Annotated in this window: 18 protein-coding genes and 1 tRNA gene; 7 read left to right on the top strand and 12 right to left on the bottom strand. The window is 58.4% G+C overall.

The annotated features are described in order from the left end of the window. Positions 1–45 precede the first annotated feature (45 nt). Positions 46–1,338, top strand: a complete 1,293-nt coding sequence (locus HGA39_06395; GenBank protein ID NTW28973.1) for a DEAD/DEAH box helicase — start codon at positions 46–48, stop codon at positions 1,336–1,338. A 160-nt stretch (positions 1,339–1,498) separates the two neighbouring features. Here the strand turns inward: HGA39_06395 and HGA39_06390 are convergent, their stop codons facing one another. Further along, positions 1,499–2,089: a hypothetical protein gene (locus HGA39_06390; GenBank protein NTW28972.1), complete on the bottom strand. Its 591-nt coding sequence runs from the start codon at positions 2,087–2,089 to the stop codon at positions 1,499–1,501. Positions 2,090–2,208: 119 nt separating this feature from the next. On the opposite strand from HGA39_06390, the gene HGA39_06385 reads away from it, so the two are divergent. From HGA39_06385 to HGA39_06375, 3 genes are all read left to right on the top strand, one after another. Next, positions 2,209–3,690 carry a helix-turn-helix transcriptional regulator gene (locus HGA39_06385; GenBank protein NTW28971.1) on the top strand — a complete coding sequence of 494 codons (1,482 nt, stop codon included), beginning with the start codon at positions 2,209–2,211 and terminating at the stop codon, positions 3,688–3,690. A gap of 853 nt (positions 3,691–4,543) precedes the next feature. After that, positions 4,544–4,813 (top strand): IS3 family transposase, encoded by a 270-nt coding sequence (locus tag HGA39_06380; protein ID NTW28970.1) that lies wholly within the window; start codon positions 4,544–4,546, stop codon positions 4,811–4,813. Next, positions 4,810–5,082 carry a hypothetical protein gene (locus HGA39_06375; protein ID NTW28969.1) on the top strand — a complete coding sequence of 91 codons (273 nt, stop codon included), beginning with the start codon at positions 4,810–4,812 and terminating at the stop codon, positions 5,080–5,082. The genes HGA39_06380 and HGA39_06375 overlap by 4 nt, the downstream gene beginning before the upstream one ends. A 135-nt stretch (positions 5,083–5,217) precedes the next feature. Here HGA39_06375 and HGA39_06370 read toward each other — a convergent pair whose 3' ends face one another. The 6 genes from HGA39_06370 to HGA39_06345 all read right to left on the bottom strand — a co-directional run bounded on the left by HGA39_06370 (position 5,218) and on the right by HGA39_06345 (position 10,847). Next, on the bottom strand, positions 5,218–5,646 hold the full coding sequence (locus HGA39_06370) for a hypothetical protein (protein NTW28968.1): 429 nt from the start codon (positions 5,644–5,646) through the stop codon (positions 5,218–5,220). A gap of 98 nt (positions 5,647–5,744) precedes the next feature. Further along, positions 5,745–6,080, bottom strand: a complete 336-nt coding sequence (locus HGA39_06365; protein NTW28967.1) for an oxidoreductase — start codon at positions 6,078–6,080, stop codon at positions 5,745–5,747. After that, positions 6,081–8,396 (bottom strand): molybdopterin-dependent oxidoreductase, encoded by a 2,316-nt coding sequence (locus HGA39_06360; GenBank protein NTW28966.1) that lies wholly within the window; start codon positions 8,394–8,396, stop codon positions 6,081–6,083. Between the two features lie 195 nt (positions 8,397–8,591). After that, the gene (locus HGA39_06355) at positions 8,592–9,818 is read right to left on the bottom strand and encodes an MFS transporter (GenBank protein ID NTW28965.1); all 1,227 of its coding nucleotides are present in this window, start codon (positions 9,816–9,818) and stop codon (positions 8,592–8,594) included. A gap of 342 nt (positions 9,819–10,160) precedes the next feature. Further along, entirely contained in the window at positions 10,161–10,517 is a 357-nt protein-coding gene (locus HGA39_06350; protein ID NTW28964.1) for a transposase, read from the bottom strand. Between the two features lie 93 nt (positions 10,518–10,610). Then, on the bottom strand, positions 10,611–10,847 hold the full coding sequence (locus tag HGA39_06345) for a hypothetical protein (protein ID NTW28963.1): 237 nt from the start codon (positions 10,845–10,847) through the stop codon (positions 10,611–10,613). Positions 10,848–11,201: 354 nt separating this feature from the next. On the opposite strand from HGA39_06345, the gene HGA39_06340 reads away from it, so the two are divergent. Beyond that, positions 11,202–11,591 (top strand): hypothetical protein, encoded by a 390-nt coding sequence (locus HGA39_06340; protein NTW28962.1) that lies wholly within the window; start codon positions 11,202–11,204, stop codon positions 11,589–11,591. Between the two features lie 721 nt (positions 11,592–12,312). On the opposite strand, the gene HGA39_06335 is transcribed toward HGA39_06340, so the two are convergent. Together HGA39_06335 and HGA39_06330 are read right to left on the bottom strand one after the other, a co-directional pair. Next, positions 12,313–12,882, bottom strand: a complete 570-nt coding sequence (locus HGA39_06335; GenBank protein NTW28961.1) for an IS30 family transposase — start codon at positions 12,880–12,882, stop codon at positions 12,313–12,315. 285 nt (positions 12,883–13,167) lie between these two features. Next, a complete protein-coding gene (locus tag HGA39_06330) occupies positions 13,168–14,808 on the bottom strand; it encodes an FAD-binding protein (GenBank protein ID NTW28960.1) in 1,641 nt (546 codons plus the stop codon). Positions 14,809–15,128: 320 nt separating this feature from the next. On the opposite strand from HGA39_06330, the gene HGA39_06325 reads away from it, so the two are divergent. After that, positions 15,129–16,571 carry a helix-turn-helix transcriptional regulator gene (locus HGA39_06325; GenBank protein ID NTW28959.1) on the top strand — a complete coding sequence of 481 codons (1,443 nt, stop codon included), beginning with the start codon at positions 15,129–15,131 and terminating at the stop codon, positions 16,569–16,571. A 552-nt stretch (positions 16,572–17,123) separates the two neighbouring features. Here the strand turns inward: HGA39_06325 and HGA39_06320 are convergent. Next, positions 17,124–17,200 (bottom strand) — tRNA-Ile (locus HGA39_06320). A gap of 135 nt (positions 17,201–17,335) precedes the next feature. Between HGA39_06320 and HGA39_06315 the strand changes: the two genes are divergently transcribed. Continuing rightward, complete coding sequence (locus tag HGA39_06315; protein NTW28958.1) at positions 17,336–17,836, top strand: bifunctional nuclease family protein; 501 nt, start codon at positions 17,336–17,338, stop codon at positions 17,834–17,836. Positions 17,837–17,852: 16 nt separating this feature from the next. On the opposite strand, the gene HGA39_06310 is transcribed toward HGA39_06315, so the two are convergent. Beyond that, positions 17,853–19,046 carry an FtsX-like permease family protein gene (locus HGA39_06310; GenBank protein NTW28957.1) on the bottom strand — a complete coding sequence of 398 codons (1,194 nt, stop codon included), beginning with the start codon at positions 19,044–19,046 and terminating at the stop codon, positions 17,853–17,855. Next, the gene (locus HGA39_06305; GenBank protein NTW28956.1) at positions 19,043–19,870 is read right to left on the bottom strand and encodes an ABC transporter ATP-binding protein; all 828 of its coding nucleotides are present in this window, start codon (positions 19,868–19,870) and stop codon (positions 19,043–19,045) included. Before HGA39_06305 ends, HGA39_06310 begins: the two co-directional genes overlap by 4 nt. Positions 19,871–20,025 lie beyond the last annotated feature (155 nt).

Below are 20,025 nucleotides of genomic sequence, written 5' to 3'. Positions count from 1 at the left end.
ACACGCAGTGCAGCCTTGATGGCGCACAGAAATGGAGCTTTTCACTTGAGTTTTGACAACCTGGGTCTCGAACCACGCCTCATGAAGGCCGTGGCAAGCATGGGCTATACCTCTGCGACCCCAATCCAGCTAGGCGCAATTCCCGCAGTGCTCGAAGGCCGCGATGTCATCGGTTGCGCGCAGACCGGCACCGGCAAGACAGCGGCGTTCGTCCTGCCGACACTGCAGCGCGTCCGCGCTCGCGGCCGTCGCCCGGCCGCGCTCATCGTCACCCCTACCCGTGAACTCGCCGTCCAGATCGAAGGCGTCGCCCGTCAGGCGTCACGCGCCACCGGGCATGTCGTCGCCGCGATCTACGGAGGCGTGGGTTACGGCCCGCAGGCCAAGGCGCTCCGCAAGGGCGTCGACGTACTCGTCGCCACGCCGGGCCGCTTGCTCGACCTGTGCAACCAGGGCGACTGCAACCTCTCGCACGTCGAGGTGCTCGTCTTGGACGAGGCCGACCGCATGCTCGACATGGGCTTCTGGCCCGACGTCAGCCGCATCATCTCGCTGCTTCCGTCGCAGCGGCAGAACCTGCTCTTCTCGGCGACAATGGCCCCCGAGGTCATGCGCGTAGTCGGCGCCGAGCTCACCGATCCGGTCCGCGTCGACGTGGCACCGCCTTCGACCCCGATCGCTGCGATCCACCAGGTGATCTACCCCGTCGGCAGCCAGCAGAAGATGGACCTGCTCGTCCGGCTCCTTCAGGACGGTGGGCTTGACCGCACTCTCGTGTTCACGCGCACTAAGCACCGTGCCGATCGCGTCGCGAAGGTTCTGGCGAACGCCGGAATCAGCGGAGCGGCGATTCACGGCAACCGCACGCAGGCGCAGCGCCAGCAGGCGCTCGACGGGTTCAAGCGCGGCCGTCATCGCGTGCTCGTGGCCACCGACATCGTCGCGCGCGGAATCGACGTCGACAACATCAGCCACGTCATCAACTTCGACCTGCCCAACGTTCCGGAGGACTACGTCCACCGCATCGGCCGTACGGCCCGCGCAGGCAAGAGCGGCATCGCGCTCTCGCTCTTCTCCCCGGATGAGCTCGACTGCCTCCGTGACATCGAACACCAGATCAACACCGTGATCGCATGCGAGGACCACGCAGGCTTCAACTACAGCGACCCGCGCATGGTTCCGGATCCCGATCGCCTCGCCGCAAAGCAGCGCGGCCAGCAGAAGCGCCCGGTGCCCGGCAGCGGTGCGCGCAAGGATCGTCCCGGCGGCGGCGCCCGCAGGCGCAGAAGCGCCGGCAGCGGCATGGGCTCAGGTCAGCCAGGCTCAAGCAGCAAGTAACCTGACCTGCTCGGCCAACACCCATAGAAATCACAATAGACCCCTCCGCGGCAACTCGGCTCACGCGGGGGGGTCTATTACTGCTGATTGTAAACCTTTGTGTCGCGAAAGCCCAGCTCGGCGTGCTTGATGTCTGCGTGAGAATTCGGAGGGTCTACTCTCAGTTGAGGGGATTGAAAATCGCGCGGAACACCTGGCCTGTCGGAAATCGTACCCCCTCGTAGCCAAACTCGTATCTCATCTTCTCTAAGACGTGCTCGCGTCGCTTGCGGTCCTTTCCGGAAAACGTCGGCTCTCTTTGCGGCATCGACAGACGCTCTCCTGAGAAGAGCACGGCTCTGATGCGATCCGTGTCGCCTGCTCTCTTCCTCGACCAGGCTCCGCCCCACACCATCATCTTCTCGGCGTAGAGATGCGCGTTCGTGCCCTCCATCGTTTCCATCGAAGGAGCAGCCACCTTGATCGCGATGCGGTTGTTCTCGATGTAGCCGAGAAGCTCGCGCGTCTTTCCCTCGTCGCCGTAATCAGTCTCAAGCCGCAAACGGGGCACGTCGAGCAGTTCGTCGATATTGCCCTCGTGGAGCAGATCAAAGAGCAGGCTGGAGTCTTGCGGGTCCGGGAAGGCGCGCCCGATCTTCCGATTCAGGTGCCACGGATCGAGTCTGTGAACGACTTTCGGCCCGTGCAGGTAGTCGGAGAGCTTTCCGTACGGGCCAAGTCCATCCAGCGATTTGCCACTTGGTGCGACCACGTGGGCACGCGCTATAATCGAGCGTGCGAACCGAACTCAGCACTGGCTGCACTCTTCTGTGTGGCGAATGCCAATAGCTGCTGACACTCTGCGAACGTCTGTCCGGAAAGGAGGCCCTCGTGGCGGTAGACATCGTTCTCTCAGAAGGAAGCCCCCGAGATGAGTTCGACACCCCGACGTTGTCCGGAGTGCTAGGGTTCGCCCTCTTCGTCGCGTGGGGCGCCTCGTGTGTCTACGGCTCGCTCTCTATGCGGGGCAGTATCGGCGAAATGTACGTCGGCTTGTTCGCGCGAGCTGTTGCTTTTGGCTGTGCAGCCCTTGTTCTGTTTCTTGCAACGCTATGCGGTGATAGCTTCTCCCGGAAGCTCACCTCGCCATCTGTGGCCGCAATGGCACTTGTTCCCCAGATGGCTCTTCCGATAGCCGCTTTCGCAACCAGTGTCGGGACAGAGGTTCCCCTATCCCTAGAAATCATGAGCTGGGCCTTCTTTGGGATCTCATTTGCTTATGCGACGCTCTCTTGGGCACGCTATTTCGGTCGAACAAAGTCGAGGTTCCTTGAAGAAATCGTGCCGCTTGCTGTTATCGCCTCGGCATTCGCCATTGTTGGAACGGCCGCGATGGCTCCTCCCGTCAACTTCGTCGTCATCATGCTTATGCCTTTCTTCTCCCTAGGGGCGCTATTCCTCACTACCAGCGGCTTTCGCCAATCTGATTTCACCGAGAGTCCAGCACTTACCAAACAGATTCCTCTATGGCCACAAGATATTCCGATTGCGGTAAGTGGTATTACTCTTGGATTTGTCTGTTGTTTACTATCGGGGTTTCTCGTATCTCATAGATTTGGTTTCACTATCTCTGTAGCTACTGCATCTATTTTTTCAGCGCTTATTATTATCGTGGAACGTCGAATACACTCAGTGTCTATCTATCCTGAGACTCTGCTAAGAATGGCATTCCCGTTTGTGATCTCTGGAATTCTAGTAACTTCTCTTAACATTATATATCCCAATTCATATAGCACACTAGTCTGTCTGTCTTTGTTGTTTCTTGTCATCGTATTAGTATATGCCTTTGATATTTCGAACTGGAATACCCTGACGAAACTCACTAACCATTTCTCGCTCTCTCCATATTCCTTCTTCGGGCATGGACGAATTCCGATGACCCTGGGACAGAGTCTTGGGTGGCTTCTTGGTGCGCTTGTCTTCAGAAGCGGGACGCCCGACGCCGAGCTCATGTCAGCGTCTTCTCTTCTCATCGTCGTCGCCTTGGCGATTGTCATAACAACTCAACCTAGATTGCCTGATAAAGCTTATACAATCGATGATTCCTGTGTTGAAGATTCCAAGAAATGGAACAAACATGAGTCAGGGAAGTGGAAACAGGGATGTGAGACTGCTGCAAACCGCTATGGTCTTTCTCCGAGAGAGAGTGAGATTCTGTATTTCTTGGCCAAGGGGCGTAATGCTGAATATATCAGTCAGAGTCTTCACCTGTCGTATCATACCGTTAAGACACACATCTATCATATCTATCAGAAGATGAACTTGAGTTCTCGTCAGCAACTTCTTGACATCATAGAAGCTGTTGATTCGTAATGTCAGTAATACTTGGTGTGCGAAGTGTGCACACATTGCACTATCTCTGTGATTCACGATATTACCGTCGAAGAGCGTTGATCGAGCCAATACCGGTTTAGAATTGGGGTCCCTTCGCTGGTATCCGCCTTCTATGGCTCATTGCCTCGGGACGGGTCGCCGGTCACTACTGACGTCGTGCGCGACAGAGGCGCCATGAGGGGGTTTGTGCTCGAAGCGGTCAGGTCCCTCGGGTATCTCCCGGACGCGATCTTGAGATTGTCGAGACCTTACCGCGCGCCATGCCCAAGAGCGCAAGAGCATCGACTCGACCGCGAAGTAGCAGCTCGAGTCTAGGGTGTACTGATTCGGAGATGTGCCGACACATCTTGTCTGCCACCAAATCTTAGCGGCAACGAGCACTTGTACGGGCGTCTGACCTTTTTGCCGGGCGCCCGTCAGGGAATTCTGGTATCCGGGCGTTGACACACTCGCAAAGTGGATTGACGAGACCGCGCCAAACACGTTGATCCGGCGCCGCGGCCGAGTACGCTTCTCCCCAGAGGAGAAGTAAGAGACCGTGATGGCGCTCTGCTTCAGACAGGAGAGTGCCAGGGAAGTCGCCACTGCCGTCGGGGTGACCAGAGCGGTGCTCTACAAGTGGAGAAACGCACTGCTTGGAGAGGGGGCCTGTCCCGCATGGACGCAACACGCGGAAACGCCGACCTTCCTGATGGCAAGGATGCCTTGGAGTCGAAAGTCGAATCGTTTAGGGAGCAGATCCGCCGCCAGATGGAACGCTACATTCTCTAAGGCACGGTCACAAGATAGTATGAGAAGATCCGGGCGCCGATCCGGGTAATCTCTGGCGAACATGGAGAAGACTCTTCTGATCGACGCCCTGAGGCCGGCCTGTAGACTCATCGAGCCCCGAGCATGCCTAGGCATCTTGAAGAGCAGCTACTTCTATTGCCGCCTCGCGCTGCGCCGCGAGGACAAATACGCCGAGGTGAGCTGTCTGATCGCGAGGCTCTTCGACGGGAACGGCTGCTGCTACGGCTTCCGCCGCATGCATTCACTGCTTGGACGCGAAGGTCTGAAGATCTCCGAGAAGGTCGTGAGGCGCATCATGTCCAAGGAATGATCGTCCCGGTCAAGAGAAGGCGCGGCTACATCTCCTACAGAGGCGAGACAAGTCCGGCCCCCCACAACCTTCTGAAGCGGGATTTCCATGCCGGCGCGCCAAACCTCAAATGGCTCACCGACCTCACTGAGTTCCGGATTTCCGCAGGGACGGTCCATCTTTCGCCGGTGATCGACTGTTTCGACGGAATTGTGGTGAGCCGGACCGCGGGCACGAGCCCGATCGCGGGCCTAGTGAACGAGATGCTCGACTGCGGCTGTTTCCCGTGAGTTCAGTCCCGCATGCCTTGCAGGTCTTCTCTCCCACCTCGTAGAACACCATATGCGGGGCATTTGGCTTCCGTCTTCACGACTGTTGGCCCAAAATACGTGCGCTTACTCTCCTCGCAAATATAGAGCGGATAATCAATCAAGAATATCGACCACTTTCACCCAATAGACCAAATCTTTCCCAGCGAGTGGATGGTTGAAATCGAGTTCAACCACGAAATCATCAACATGAACAACCCTGACATGGATCGGTTCAATACTGTTGGTGCTGGTCCACTGAATACTCATCCCGGCTTCAAGTCTGTCCGCATTTGGCACCAAGTACTTCTGGATTCTCTTTACACCATCGCGATCATACTTGCCGTATGCCAGTTCACACGGAATCTCTACGATGCGCTCCTCTCCGATATTCATCTGACGAACGGTGTTTTCGAGCGGCTCCATCACAGAATGACGTGCTCCTATAAGAACCTCAAGTGGTTCTCCGTCTTCGTTATCATCGAAGACGGTACCGTCTGGAAACATCCCCTTGTAGTTGATCCAGAAACGCATTCGTTCTTGCATGGCTCCATTTCCAATCCAACGCCAGTTTCGGACTTGGCCCAACAAGCTTGACGAACTGCTGCCTTGCCGAGCTAGTGCTCGGCAAGGCAGCAGCACAACTACCGAGGTACAAACAGAACTTGGCGTGGCTTCGCGTCGAGATCTTCAACAAGTTCGTCGAGCGGACCAAACTTCATAACAGCGGCAAGACAATGATGGACGCACGTCGGCTTCTTGCCCTCCGCTACACGGTCTTCACAGAGATCGCAGAGGGTTGTGGGAACAGGAATCTTGTTCCAGTTCCATGTCTTCTCGTCAACCTGCCACGGGCCCTCGTCATAGACCCTAATGCCCCATTTCCCTACTGGGAAATCGTGCTCTTCCTTGCAGGCAACCTCACAAGACTGGCAACCGGTACAGAACTCGTAGTCAATCAAGAGACCATTGCGCGTCACTTACATCACCAGCTTTCCGAATTTATCCCAAATGTAGCTCATGTCCGAATCGAGATTCTCCGCGAGCGGAGTGATCTTGCAGATGTTGCACTTGTAGGGGGCTCCGAAGCCCATCCTGCCGACGTGCTTGTGCGGCACGAGTTCGTTTATGTTGCTTTTCCAGACTCCAAAGAGGCTCGGTTCCTCCGCGTCTTCTTCAGGGAACCACCAACCATGCTGGGCATGAACGACGCCGGGTTTTACGATCTCACAGACTTTCGCCTTGAGCTTGGCTTTCCCGAACTGATTGGCGATCTCAACCCACTGTCCGTCGGTGATACCGAGCTTGTCGGCGTCCGCCGGATTGATCTCGAGCAGCGGATTGGGATTGAGCTCGCGCAGACGCGGGATCTGGCGATGCTCTGAGTGGAAGAACGCATAGGTACGAGCGCCAGTAGTCAGAATGAATGGATACTCCTTGAAAGTATCCGGCGTAGAGACAGGGCTATAGGGCGGCTCTGAGAAGTACGGCAGTGGATCATCGCCGAACTGTTCGAACATGGTCGAGTAGAGCTCAACACGACCGGTGGGCGTGAGGAAGCCTAACTGACCGTCTGTTCGCTGGTGCCCTGACAGGTACTTGTAGTACTCAACAGGTTTCTGACGGACGACCTCTTTGCGCAGCTGCTCGAAGTTCACGGGATGGCCCCTGAGACGCTCATCGTTGATAAACTCATCGATGTCTGCGTACATGTCCCACAGTTCTGGCATGAGCTTCTTGCCAAGCTCGAAGATGATTTCGTGGTCACTCTTGCATTCGCCCACAGTGATCGCCTTGGACATGGCGCCGACCGTGATGGGAGTCTGGTCGTAATGGGTGAAAGTGACACCATCATGCTCGGCAACCGTTGATAACGGCAGGAAGAGATCCGCTGCAGCCTGAATGGTCGGAGTGATGAAGCAATCGGTAGCGAATGTCCACTCCAGCCGCAGGAGCGCATCATGCCAACGCTTGGGCTGCGCCGAATTTGTCGGAGCGAGGATGTTGGTTGACGAGATGTAGCCCATCTTTATCGGGTAGGGCTTGTCGGTTTCAAGGGTCTCAAGCATGAGATCCGCATGGGCGTTGAGAATCAGACTCACATATGCCGGATACTCCTTTAGGCCGAGTATCTTGGATTGGAGTTCCTCACTCATCGCGTTCCAGCCGACCTGGGGAAGAGTCGCCTCCTCAGTGAAGGGGGTGCCGAGAATCTGCCCGCCCGGACGATCGAGATTCCCTGTGATGGCCATAAGGGCGAGAATTCCGTGCCCCACCTGGACGCCATTGGGGTTCTGGTCGACGGCAAGGCCCCAAGCAATCTGTGCTGGCTTCGCCTTCGCGTACATGCGAGCGACCGCGTAGATGTCGTCAACATCGAGGTTACAGATTTCTGCCGCTTTCTCAGGAGACATGGTTTTCACGCGCTCGGTGAACTCGTCGAAGCCGTAGCACCACTTGTCGACGAAATCGTGGTCATAGAGACCTTCTGTGATGATGATGTTCAGCATCGCCATAGCCAGAGCGGCGTCCGTGCCGGGGCGCAGAGGTAGACGCAGGGAAGCCCTTGTGGACAGCCAATTGAGACGCGGGTCGATGGATATGAGCTTGCTTCCGCGTCGCATCATGTCGATTACTGCATGTCCGAACAACCCGTCGCCGTTAGAAGGTAGTGGCTCTTTACCCCAAACCACGATGACTTCGGGGAGTTGGAAGGCAGGATCATCGTACCGCCCGGGCAGGCCGCCAGCGTAGTCCATCTCCGGGTATGCGGCGCCGAGCACGTAGGAGGTCCCCGCTACGCGCGGGATGTAGCAGGCATAGCCTGATTGTGTGTAACAACCATTTGGCGTGCCGAGCATACGATGCGCATAACTCTGAATCATGATGCCGCCGTCACGACCGGTACCGGAAAAAGCGACTATGCTCTCCGGGCCATACTTCTCCTTGAAATAGGCGGTCTTCTCAGCAATGAGATCGTAAGCTTCGTCCCAAGAAATGCGTTCCCATTTATCCTTGCCGCGATCTTCTGGGTCGCGTTTCATTGGATTGATGACACGTGACGGATTGTAGATGTAATCCTTCAGAGCCAAGCAGCGCGGGCAGAGACGACCGTTTGTTATAGGATTGTTCTCGTCCCCTTCCACTTTCTTGAGGATACCGTCGCTGTTGACGTAGAACTTCACACCACAGCTGGTCGGGTGACACCCAGGGGGAGACCATACCGACGACCTAGTGACCGTGTAGTCTCCCTCTTCAAAGCGCCATGGCTTTCCGATGTCGTTCTTAAATTCCATTTGGCCAGCTCCTTTTGCTCTTCTTCGATAGTCGCTATGCGATTCCAGCGCGTCTGGCCTTCTATCCAGACTCTGGCCGGACCTTATCGATCCCGTATTGGCTAATCCCTATCGAGTCTCGCCCGCGACACACAAGACCGCATGATTGCCGGCAAGCCTCCTGCGTTTGGCTCCATGCACGAAGCTCAACGGCATTTAGCGCAGTTGCTTCCCGGTAAAGAGCAGGAGGATCGCGCAAATGACATAGCACGGCGCCAATATGAAGTATCCTGCGGCACTCCAGCCAAGGGAGGCGATGACGGTTCCGATTGCGGTCGCCCCAATGAACATCCCTACGTTCTGAGAGAACGCATTGACCGCCACAGCGTTTGCCACTTGGGAGGGCCTTACGAGACCTGGAACGGCAGCCCATAGCACGGCCGGCACACCTGCACCGGCGACTCCACCGATGATGATCCATATCCAGAGTGCCGTGACGTTGTGAGTGCTGAAGATGGCTGCGGAGAAGACGATACCTGTGACAATGGCAAACATGAGAACCCACTTGCGAGTCTTGAGCTTGTCGGAGATCATTCCCGCCAAGACTGAGCCAATGACGCCGACTAGGGCACAGACGCTCATCATCAGCGAAGCCAGACTCAAGGGCAGTCCGACTTGGGTATTGAGGTAGGTAACAAGAAAGCCGTTCATGCTCATGAATGCGAGTTCGCCGAACAAGAATATCAGTCCGAGCAACACAACGGATCTGACCTTGAAGACGTCAGAGATCTTGGTCTTCTGCTCAAGGTGTGCCTCCTCTTCGCCTTCATAATAGAAATCCGGCTGTTTGACGAAGAGCATGACGAGAATGAATACGAGTAGGTCAAAGGCGAAGGTAGCCCACCAAACGGTTCGCCATGCGGCAACCGAGTAGATCCACGCCCAGAGAGTCGGGCAGATGACCATCGCCGTTGCAGCCCAAGCACCCCAAATCCCCAGGGCCGTCCCACGCCTTTCCTTTGGGAACCAAGGGGAAATGGCCGAAGGACCCGCTACGCCCATCATGGCAAAACCGGCACCTTCTAGGACGCGGCTGACCAGAAGCAAACCTAGGCCGGTTGACAGCGCGCCGAGCAGGGAGCCGACAACCCCCACCCCCACCGCAGCAAGAATCGTGACCTTGACTCCCCAACGATTGGCAATCGCAGCGGCTGGAAATGCCAAGACAAACCCGAGGAGATAGAACCCGGCGATCAAGTAACCGACTTGGGACACGCCGATACCGAACTCCTGCATCAATACAGGAGCAAGTACCATGACCTTGGACATGTTAGCCGGTGCGGTAACCCCGGCCAAGAACACGACAGCAAGAAGTACCCAAGCGTAACCAGGGACAGTGAGTCGCAGACTTCGCGTTTGTCTGGCGGGAAACACTTCTTCCATACAAAGCCCTCCTTAGATGGAACCTCATACCCATGCGTACACGTGCACAACCGATAGCTACTCTCCACACGCCGCCCTTCGGATTTCCTTCGCTGGCTGCATCGTAGGAATATGGATTCACCTCTCCTTCCAAGACACAGACACGGCCCCTAGCAGGAGATGAGGACCTTCGAGAATTCCGTCATGCTGCCAAGCCACCGCCATTCTTTCGAACAGCAGGTCTGTTTCGCATCGGCAGCGAGGCGTGATTCTCTTCAGAGGGGTATTTCGAAAGGGAGTAGTCCACGCGAGACGGCCCTAATGCCTCAGGCATGATTCGTTCGTTGAAAGGATGTCGCGGCATCAGCAAGGCGCCGAGGAGACTGGTCTGTACTGATTCGGAGATGTGCCGACACATCTTGTCTGCCACCTCCAGATCTTAGCGGCACCGAGCACTTGTACGGGCGTCTGACCTTTTTGCCGGGCGTCCGTTGTGCGCCCGGTCGTAGTTGTAGACCTGAAGGTAGCGCTCCAGTTCGCGCTGGAGACCCATGTACTTCGGACCAGATAGCGTGCGAACGCCGGTTTCCAGCACTCCTCGAGGATGGTGCGCTGCAACCGCTCGACGAAGCCGTTGAATTGCGGACGACCCGGACGGATCAGGGTGTGCGTCGCTCTGAGTCGTGCGATCTCGGCATCGATCGCCGCATACTGCCGCACGACGCCCTTCGTACCGGAGAGACGTCCACACAGAGGCAGTCGAACTGTACGATCTCACCGGAATGGTCGCCCTCGATGTGACGCTCGGATTCTTCAGTCGCGCATCGGCTCGGGAAGTGCCGCGTAGCCGGCGAGAAGGCCGTTTCGCAAGGCCCGCGCGTGGAGGCCGTGACGACGGAGCATGCGGTAGGCGCCGTTGGCGGAGACTCCGAAGCCTCCGTTCTTCTCGCGGGCCAGTTCTGAAGAGATCCTAGCCGGTCCCTGCCCGGGATTGCCGAGTGCCCAGGCGACGATCCGATGTTCGATGAGTACCGGGATCGAGTTTGGCATCTGGGGTGCCCGGCGCTCTCTGGGTCATGCCGGACTTGATCGCCAGTGTGCTCATCTTCCTCGCGAACTCGGTCATGCCCTCGATCCCGACGTGCGCCCGTCGCGAAAGCAGCATCCTCCTGTCATGCGAGATCTCGGCACATCCGCACCACACGACCTCGGCGCGCGGCATCAAACGTCTCTCTTGTCGCACGGTGGGCGACAAGCCGCCGTTAATAGCGATCACCAGCGTGTCATCCTTTCCCCGGGTTACGCAGCCGTTGGGGAAGATTCCACGGGAGAAGAGGGCGGTTGTCTCCCCCGTGAGCTCACCTCCGATGTGTTTCTCCTCCTCAAGCGCCAGGCGATCTGCTCATGGCTGATCTGAGCACCGGCGAGGTGGTGCGGCATCGCGGAGGACTTCGCGCAGCCTATCTCGGTGGCAAGACGCAGCGCGCGTTCCACGAGGGGCGCGGTGTATCGGTCCTTGGGCAGACGGCCGACGGGGGCGCGAACACGTTACCGCATCCCGTACAACGAAGCCGCCTTGCGGGAACACTGACCGTTCCGGCGAGCATCGTGATTCGCCTTGTGTCCACCGTCGATCATGGCCCTGTCGCCGCAGAGAGGACAAGAGCGATCTTCGAGCAGCTTTCGCTCGACATCCGCACAGGCCAAGGCGAAGGCCCCTGCGCTGCAGGTTCCTCATCGCTTCCTCGACAGACAGATCGATCTGGGCCAAAGAAGGCGAATCCGGGACCTTGAGTTCGAGGACACCCTGCTTGACACGGACTATCATCGGCATTGCGGATTCCTTTCTGACAGTGGGTTGTGGCGACCTGTGATGCTTCCCACGACGTAGATGGAGTTGACGGAGGTCCACGCGCGCACTTAGTGTGATGCGATTGAGGCTCTTGTTCCGAGCCGGAACAAGATAGTGCGTTTCACTGGAGGACGTGTTATGGGTTCTATGGGCTACGGTCATGTCTGCAATCCCTACTGTGGCAGATGTCGTCCACCCAAGGAGAAGCCGTTGCTCTGCGTGCAGTGCGACACGGCGAACTTCCCCGACAGGGGGGAGTTCGGTGTGTGCAAGAAATGTGGTGCCGAGTTGCCCGAGCGCCGCCTGCCCATTCCGGCGCGCTGTGAGCATGCGGGGTTGATCTGCGCCAATCCCTGTGGGAAGAGTTCAGAGCCGCAGCCACTTGGAAGGCTGGTACCATGCAGCTTTCGCACGCCGCCCTCGGAGGAGCAGGTGGCAAGGCTTCTAGAGACTGAAGCATTAGCCGGTGGCAACGGGTTGAACTAGTTGCACTTCCTACAGATGTCTGCTGAATCTCGGGATCGGCGTGGTGATGAGGCCTCCCTGTGGACGAGAAGGGCTGCAGTAATAGAGAATGGGTCGGTTTTGGACTAGACCCCAGAAGCTGGACGGCCTGAGTTCAAGTGCGAAGTGCAACGCTTGCTCTGACGCGGATGTTCCCGTCTACCTGGCTTCGGCAAAGCATTCCTCCGGTGTTCGATAGCCCAGCCGCTTCCTCGGCCGGGTGTTGAGTTTGCGCATGACTTCCTCGCAGGTTTCCCCGTTCACGTGGGCCATGCCCTGTCTTTTCGGCAGGTATTGGCGGATGAGTCCGTTCGTGTTTTCGTTGGTTCCGCGCTCCCAGGAGTGATGCGGTGTGGCGAAGTAGAACGGCACTCCGGTCGCGGCCTCGATGTCGCGATAGCCGTGGAATTCGGTACCGTTGTCGGCGGTCACAGTTGCGACTCTGTTGGTGTGTCGCTTGATCAACTCGATGGTGCAAACTGTCGCCTCGGCGGCCGTGTGGCGCTCGAGCTTTCCCATCACCAGATAGCCCGTCTTTCGCTCCACCATCGTCACCACAGTGTGCCTCCCTTGACTGTCTCCCTTGACCGTGTCGATCTCCCAGTGCCCCATCACTTCTCGGCTCTCGACCTCGGGCGGCTGTTCGGAAATGTGCCTCTTACCTGAGAGTCTTCCGCGTGAATCGTAGGCGCGGTAGCGTTTTCGGCGCTTCTGGCAGCCTGCTGGCATGCAAACTCATCAACCCCTGTCCACTCTCATATGCGGTTTCTGTTCGTCGGCTCGGGATTCTGCCTCAGACTTCCTTCAGATTCCGGCCTCGCAGCGGACACCCTTGCCCTGAGCAAGCGGCTTCTACTGCCAAGTGCGCAGGGGACTCTCCGCCCCGCGCACATGTCGGAGGCCGAGGCGGCGTCAAGCCACCTCGGCCTCTGTTTCTTCGGTCGGCTTGCGCCAATCGCTATTCAGACCAGTCCTGAGCGACAGACTCAGCCCTCGATGTTGATGGCACGTGGCCTAGACGCTATCGGCGGCTGCCTCCCCCGCGACTAAGCCACTTGCAAGCGAGAACCCGTTCTCCGAGGCGGTCAGGTAGAGGGGTGTAGTGAAGATATCCGCATCGGCACCGGCGACGAAGAGCGAAGGTACCGGCTGCCCGTCAGAGCCGAGCGCCTGGAGAGACGCGTTGGTCTTGATTCCGCCGAGCGAGACCCATCCAGATGCCTGTGATTGGACAATGTAATACGGCGCTCTGCTGAGCGGCTGCAAGAACTTCTTGTCCTTGAAGAAGAACTTGTCCTCACCCTTGGCGCAATACTCGTTGTACTGGGCGATCGTCTCGGCGAACTTCGTCGGATCCTGGCCGAACTTGGCGGCCAGAGCCTCGATGGTATCGGCCTTGAAAGCCCATCCTTGTTTGATGGCTTCGTCGAAATGCTTCTCGATCTCAGAGAGAACGATCCCCGCAAACATGCCCTTCATTCGCTCGTCCCCATAGAAGTTCGAGACAGGTTCGGTTGCGAGTCGTTCGATGAAGGACCGATCGGCCACTGCGTAGTAGAACCTCTCGCGGATCAGTGACTCTCCCGCGAACATTGCGCGCTCGTTGGCGAAGCCTTCGTCGATGAAACGGCGGCCTTCTGCGTCGACAAGCAACCCGCCGAAGACGGGAAGGCGCATCGCGTCGTTGGTTCCGGTGTTCGGGCGGAAGGCAAACGTGGGCGTGGCCTGTTTGTTCGCTCCACCATACTCCCCACCTGAAACGCTGAAGTTCATCCCGGTTTGCGCACCTGCCTCGATGGCCAACCTAATACCGGCACCAGTGCTGTTTTGGCTCCCCATATTGACGATATCCCCACCGGCAAAGTACTCGGCAACCATCTCGGGGTTGGACAGGAACCCGCCTGCGGCCATCACGGTCGCTTTCGCCAAGATGTCAACGGTCTCTCGCTTGGATGAGCACCGGACACCGACCAGCTTTCCGTCCTCAAGCAGAGCGCTTTCGGCAGTTGTGCTGAACATGCACTCGACGCCTGCCATGTCCGCGAGTTTCTGGAAGACCGCCGCTCTCTCATCACCCTTGAATCCGTACCAATGGATGCCTCGCACGGTAAGTTCAGCAGTGGCAGGATCGCCGAAAAGCCCCGCCTCGTATTCCATGCGCCACTTCATGCCAGCGGAACTCAGAGCATCAATCGCTCTTCCTCCCGCGCCGAGGATCGCTCGCATCGCCTTTTGGTTGGCCACGTAGTTGGTCTTCTCGTTGACGTGGTTCATCGCATCCCGTATGCCAAACGGCCTCGGATCCTTCTTCTGAAGCTCCGATCCCACGGCCCAAGCGCCGGAAGTTCTTACGTTGGTTGTTCCTGACATGTTCTCGGCAGTGTCGATGGCGATGACCTTCGCGCCCTTTGCGGCGGCTCCGTATGCGGCTAAGAGCCCGGATGCGCCAAGACCGACGACCAAGACGTCGGTTTCTACCGTACGATCGGCTCTCTTCTTGGCCGAAGTGCCAGCATGGGCAACCTGTGCCCCCTCTGGCTTCGCCGAGCAACCGGCGATGCCGGCGCCTGCGACCGAGACCGCCAGCAACCCTGCACCTGCCAGAAAGCTCCTTCTGGAGAGGCCCGTTCCACTTGCTTCCTTGTTCTCCAACATGATTCCTTATCCTCCTCATGACCCACTCGCTGGACGACATCGCGAACAAGCCGACCATACGAGGAACTGGGAAAACCGGCCTCATCCTGTGGATACGATGCTGCCTTTTCGGGAGAGTCAAGCTAGTCCCACGGCTATGATTTCTGCTGAAGTGTTGGAACCAGCCGGGGATATCCTAGGGAGAGGAACGGATTCGCCAGCATGAACCAGAATCGGCTCGCGTCCTTCGTGTCGCCAAAGTCTGCTGACACTGACATCGCAGCAGGCATGCAGGTATGATTCCTGCTGGTGTGCTACTGAGGAGGCTGGGAGACACGTACATGGAGAGGCAGGGCAACATAGCGTGGGCGCTCGCTTGGGTCAGCTTCGGCCTGTGCCTCTCGGCGAAGGAGTCCGTCCGCTACACCGGCCTGTGGCACTTCGACGAGAAACCGATCTTTCTGGTGGTCGCTATCGGGATTCTCTACCTCTTTGTCTACGCTGGCGTCATGTTTCTCTCAAAGAAGCGAGATGTCGTCCTGTATCGCCACAAGATGACGATCATCATGTTGGCGCTTCTCCAGACTGCGGGAATGATCCTCCACACGCTCCGAAGTTCTGGAGTCGCCATTCCCGAGCATCTGGTGTTCATCTCTTTTCTTGGAATGGAGATCTCCGTCTTCCTGCTTCTGGTGATTGCGCAATACCACTATTCCTTCGATAGACAGAAGATCGTGAACTCGTTCGTTTACGGAATCTTCGTCGCAGGCTCCATGCAGATCTTCCTGATCTTCCTCAACGTCGCGGTTGCCAGATGGCTGGTCTCCGCCTTCTGCCTTGCTTCCGCAGTGACGCTGTACTTCTCCATGGCGAACAGGGCGGAGGATCCCACCGAGCGCGACCGTATGTTCGTCGCAGGTGTCAGGCCATGGCTCCGTGAAGAGGCGAAGGACGCGAAGGAGCCCCACCGCCTCAGGCAAAGCATTTGGAGGATCTTCCTCATAAGCCTAGTGCTCATGGGTGCGTATGCCCAATGGCAGAGCCAGCAAGATGGTGGTGCCGCCTCCGTCTTGATACAGGTCTTCTCAGGCCTGGGCCTGATTCTCGCCGCTGCTTGCCTCGTCGTTGCGCAGAAGTACTTGAGGATACGATCGCTCTTCTTCCTCTGTCAGACGATTGTCTTGCCTATCACGCTTGGTGCCCTCTATCTTGGCACAGTGTTCAGGGGTCCGGTCGTCTCGATCTCGCTTCTCCTGTTCGATCTGGCTTGGGGATTGATCCTCTTCTCAATTTGGATTGCTCCGCTCATCTACGCTAGAACCAAGGTAGTCTACGTCTTGGCCGCTGGTTTTCTTGCGCACAAGATGGGATGGGCGATTGGGCTCGCCTTCACCCGCTCCTTCCCTTGGCAATACCACGCTTGGATCGGGACCGTTGTCGTCATCTTGGCATTCGTGCTCCTCGTTGTCCTGAGTATCATGTCGCTCGCAAGAAGCTACCGTGATACGGATGAAGCCCTTTCGGCAAAGCCGGAATACGGCTTCGAATCCTCCTGCAAGATCGTCGGCAAACGCTATGCACTCACCACGCGAGAGAACGAGATCCTGCTTCTCTTGGCAAAGGGGAGAACTGCGCCGTATCTTGCTCGTGACCTCTTCCTATCCGAAAGCACGGTGCGGACCCACACGGCGCATATCTACCGGAAGATGGGCATCAATTCGCAGCAGGAACTCCTCGATGAGATCGAGAGAACTCATATGGAGACCCTGCAGGCAGATGCGTAGTGAATCGATTCGCGCGGCCGCATGACATCTCGAAGAGCCCGAGGAGTTCGAGGTGCGCCGTTTCCTTGGCAACCCGCGTTGTCGTTGCTGCCCCCTCTATCTGGCTTGATGCGATTGCCTCTTCCATTAGCGAGTTCACGAGAAAACGCTTCCGGTTCTCTTCGGGGATTCCACCGCTTTCCAGCGTGATACTACCGCCAGCACGCTGGTCAATTACATGAAGACATCTCAGCACCTCGGGTGTGAGCGAGTATGAGAACGTGCGACCATTCACATCGGCTACGGGCGTTTCGTGCCTGTCCAACGCCCTCGCTAGCTTGAGCACGAACCAAGCAGCTTCCGGGTCAAGACCCCTGGCAAAGGAATGTGCTTGAATTTGTCCCAATATAGGTAATCCTTGTTCGCCTTCCTGAGAATGTCTCGCACTGCCGAACTCTGAGCGAGAGTCATGGCGTCGCTCTCACGACTTCTGTAACGAGCTGCCTTTCGTTTGTCAATTCCCATGAGAAACCAAAAACCCGCTCAGATGCGAGCAGGTCTCCTTTGATGTGATGGTGGGCCCGGATGGATTCGAACCATCGACCTCACGGTTATCAGCCGTGCGCTCTAACCAACTGAGCTACGGGCCCTTTCGGGTGAAACGCCCGCATACCATATACCAGCGATAATGCCTCGGTCAAGAATCGTGATGCCGTTGGCGTATGATGGTCAGCAACCGACATCACATGCCCGCCGCACTGGCCGCCGCGTGAAAGTGAACTCCCATGATTCAGCTACGTATAGCGAGCCTCGCATTGGACTCTGGCTCCAACCAACCGGTGATAGTATTGCGCCCTCTCGAGGACGAGACTCCCGGGGAGAATCGGGTGCTCCCCATCTGGATCGGCCACCCGGAGGCGACCGCAATACTGCTCGCCCTTGAAGGCATCGAGCTTCCTCGGCCGCTCACCCACGACCTCATGAAGAGCCTGATCGAGACGCTGGGCGCCGGCGTCGAACGCGTCGAGATCGTTCGCTTCGACCAGGGAACCTTCTTCGCGACCATCGAACTTTCGACCGCCACCGGCCCGCTGTACATCGATGCCCGCCCGTCGGACTCCATCGCGCTGGCTGTCCGCGCAGGCGCACCCATCTTCGTTGCCGACGATGTCTTCTCCGAGGTGTCCGTCCCCGACGAGTCAGGCGAGGTCGTCGATGAGGAGGCCGAGCTCGAAGCGTTCCGCGAGTTCCTCGACGCCGTCGATCCCGAGGACTTCAAGTCCTGATCGCGGCTCACACGCTCTACTCGTAGCGCAGCGCCTCGATCGGATCAAGCCGAGAAGCCCTGTACGCCGGATACACGCCAAAAAACACCCCTACCGCCGCCGAAAACACGAACGCCAGCACCACGGCCCAAGGCGTCACCTGCGCGGGCACCCACTTATGGATTGCCAGCGCCCCGCCCGCTCCCACGACGATCCCGATGACCCCGCCCAGCGCCGAGAGCAGCACCGCTTCGATCACGAACTGGCTCAGGATGTCGTAAGTCCGCGCTCCCACCGCCTTGCGTATCCCAATCTCGCGCGTCCTCTCGGAGACGCTCACCAGCATGATGTTCATGATGCCGATCCCGCCCACTAGCAGCGAGATGCCGGCGAGCCCCGCGAGCATCGCCGTGAGTGTCCCCAGCAGCGTCGACAGGATGCTCAGCGTCTGCTGCTGCGTGAACACCGTGAACTGCTCGCCGAAGCGCGGGCTTAAGATGCGCTCGGTCTGGGCCTTGACCGCATCCACCGTGTTCGCCGAGACCGTCTTGACCAGCATCGAAGAGATGTCGCCAGTCCCCAGCAGTTGCTGCGCCGTGGTTATCGGAATCGAGATGTTGTTGTCCTGGTTGCCCGCGAACGAACCGCCGCGCGCCTCAAGTAGGCCGATGACCGTGAACGGCTGCCCGTTGACCTTGATCTGCTGGCCGATCGGATCCTTGACTCCCGGCAGAAGCTGATCCCGAACACCGCTTCCGATGACCACCACCCGAGACGCGCCCACAACCTCACCTCGGCTGTACCACCGGCCACTTGCGAGCGTGCCCAGCGAGGCATCCTTCACGTTCTCGTTTGACGCTGTGAGCGCGGCGTTCAGCGTACGATTCCCGGCCCGCATGGAGGCCGCCGCCTGCAGTTGCGGAATAACCGTCCCCTGCGCCCCCAACCTCGACTGAAGGTAGTCGGCGTCATCGAGCGTGAACTGCTTCTGAATGTCCGCTCCACCCTGCCCGCCTCCGCCTCCCGTGAGATTCCCCGGGAACACGAACAGCAGGTTGGAGCCCAGTCCCTCTATCTGACCGGTGACCTCGCGCTGCACCCCGGTGCCCAGCGACACCAGCAGAATCACCGCCGCAACGCCGATGATGACGCCGAGCATCGTGAGCGCGCTACGCGCCTTGTTCGCACCAAGCGCCCTCACCGCAATGCGGAAACTCTCCAAGAGGTTCACGCGCCCGCCTTCCTGTTGACCGAAAGGCTCTCCGCTTCGCTCGCCTGCAACGCATCTGCGTTTAGCTCGGCGATCTCGGCGTTCGCGACGATGCGGTCGGTGACGCGCTCGGTGAGCACGAGCCGACCGTCCGCCACATGCACCACCCGCTCGGCATGCCGAGCAACCCTGGCATCATGCGTGACGATCACGACCGTGATTCCCTGACTGTTGAGCTCCTGGAGAATCGCCATGACTTCGACGCCGCTGCGCGAGTCGAGGTTGCCCGTGGGCTCATCGGCTAAGACGATGCTCGGCTCGGTTACCAGCGCCCGCGCGATCGCTACGCGCTGCTGCTGTCCGCCCGAAAGCTGGTTTGGCATGTGGCCGAGCCGGTCCCCAAGCCCCACGCGCTCCAGTGCCGCCTTCGCGCGCTTGCTGCGCTCCCCCACCGAGAGACCCGCATAGATGAGTGGCAGCTCCACGTTGGCCTGCGCGGTTGTGCGTGCGAGCAGGTTGAATGACTGGAAGACGAACCCGATGCGCCGATTCCTGACGGCAGCGAGGCTATTCGCCGACATCCCCGAGACATCCTCGCCGTCGATGTTCACGCTTCCTGTCGTGGGATGGTCGAGCAGGCCGACGATGTGCATGAGGGTCGACTTGCCCGAGCCCGAAGGTCCCATGATGGCGAGCATCTCACCGCGGCAGACCTCGAGATCCACTCCCCGGAGCGCATCTACCACGACGTCTTCGAGCACGTAGCGCTTCGTCACGCCACGGACCTGGAGAACGGCGTCCGCCCGGCACGGGCTCGGCTCGAGCTCTGGCGTCTTCGCGGCAATGGCCCCCTCTTGATCCACCACGACAGCCTTCCCTACTTGACCCGCACCGCCATGCCGTCGGCAAACTGCGTGCTTCCCGTGGGCAGCGCGACCACCGTTCCTGCCGTGAGGCCTGAGAGCACCTCGGCACGCGCCTCTGTGATGGCGCCCAGGGT

Source organism: Coriobacteriia bacterium (genome assembly GCA_013336165.1).
GTDB lineage: Bacteria > Actinomycetota > Coriobacteriia > Anaerosomatales > JAAXUF01 > JAAXUF01.
Note: the sequence above shows the minus strand (reverse complement) of the source record. Positions and strands in the feature narration are given on the sequence as shown.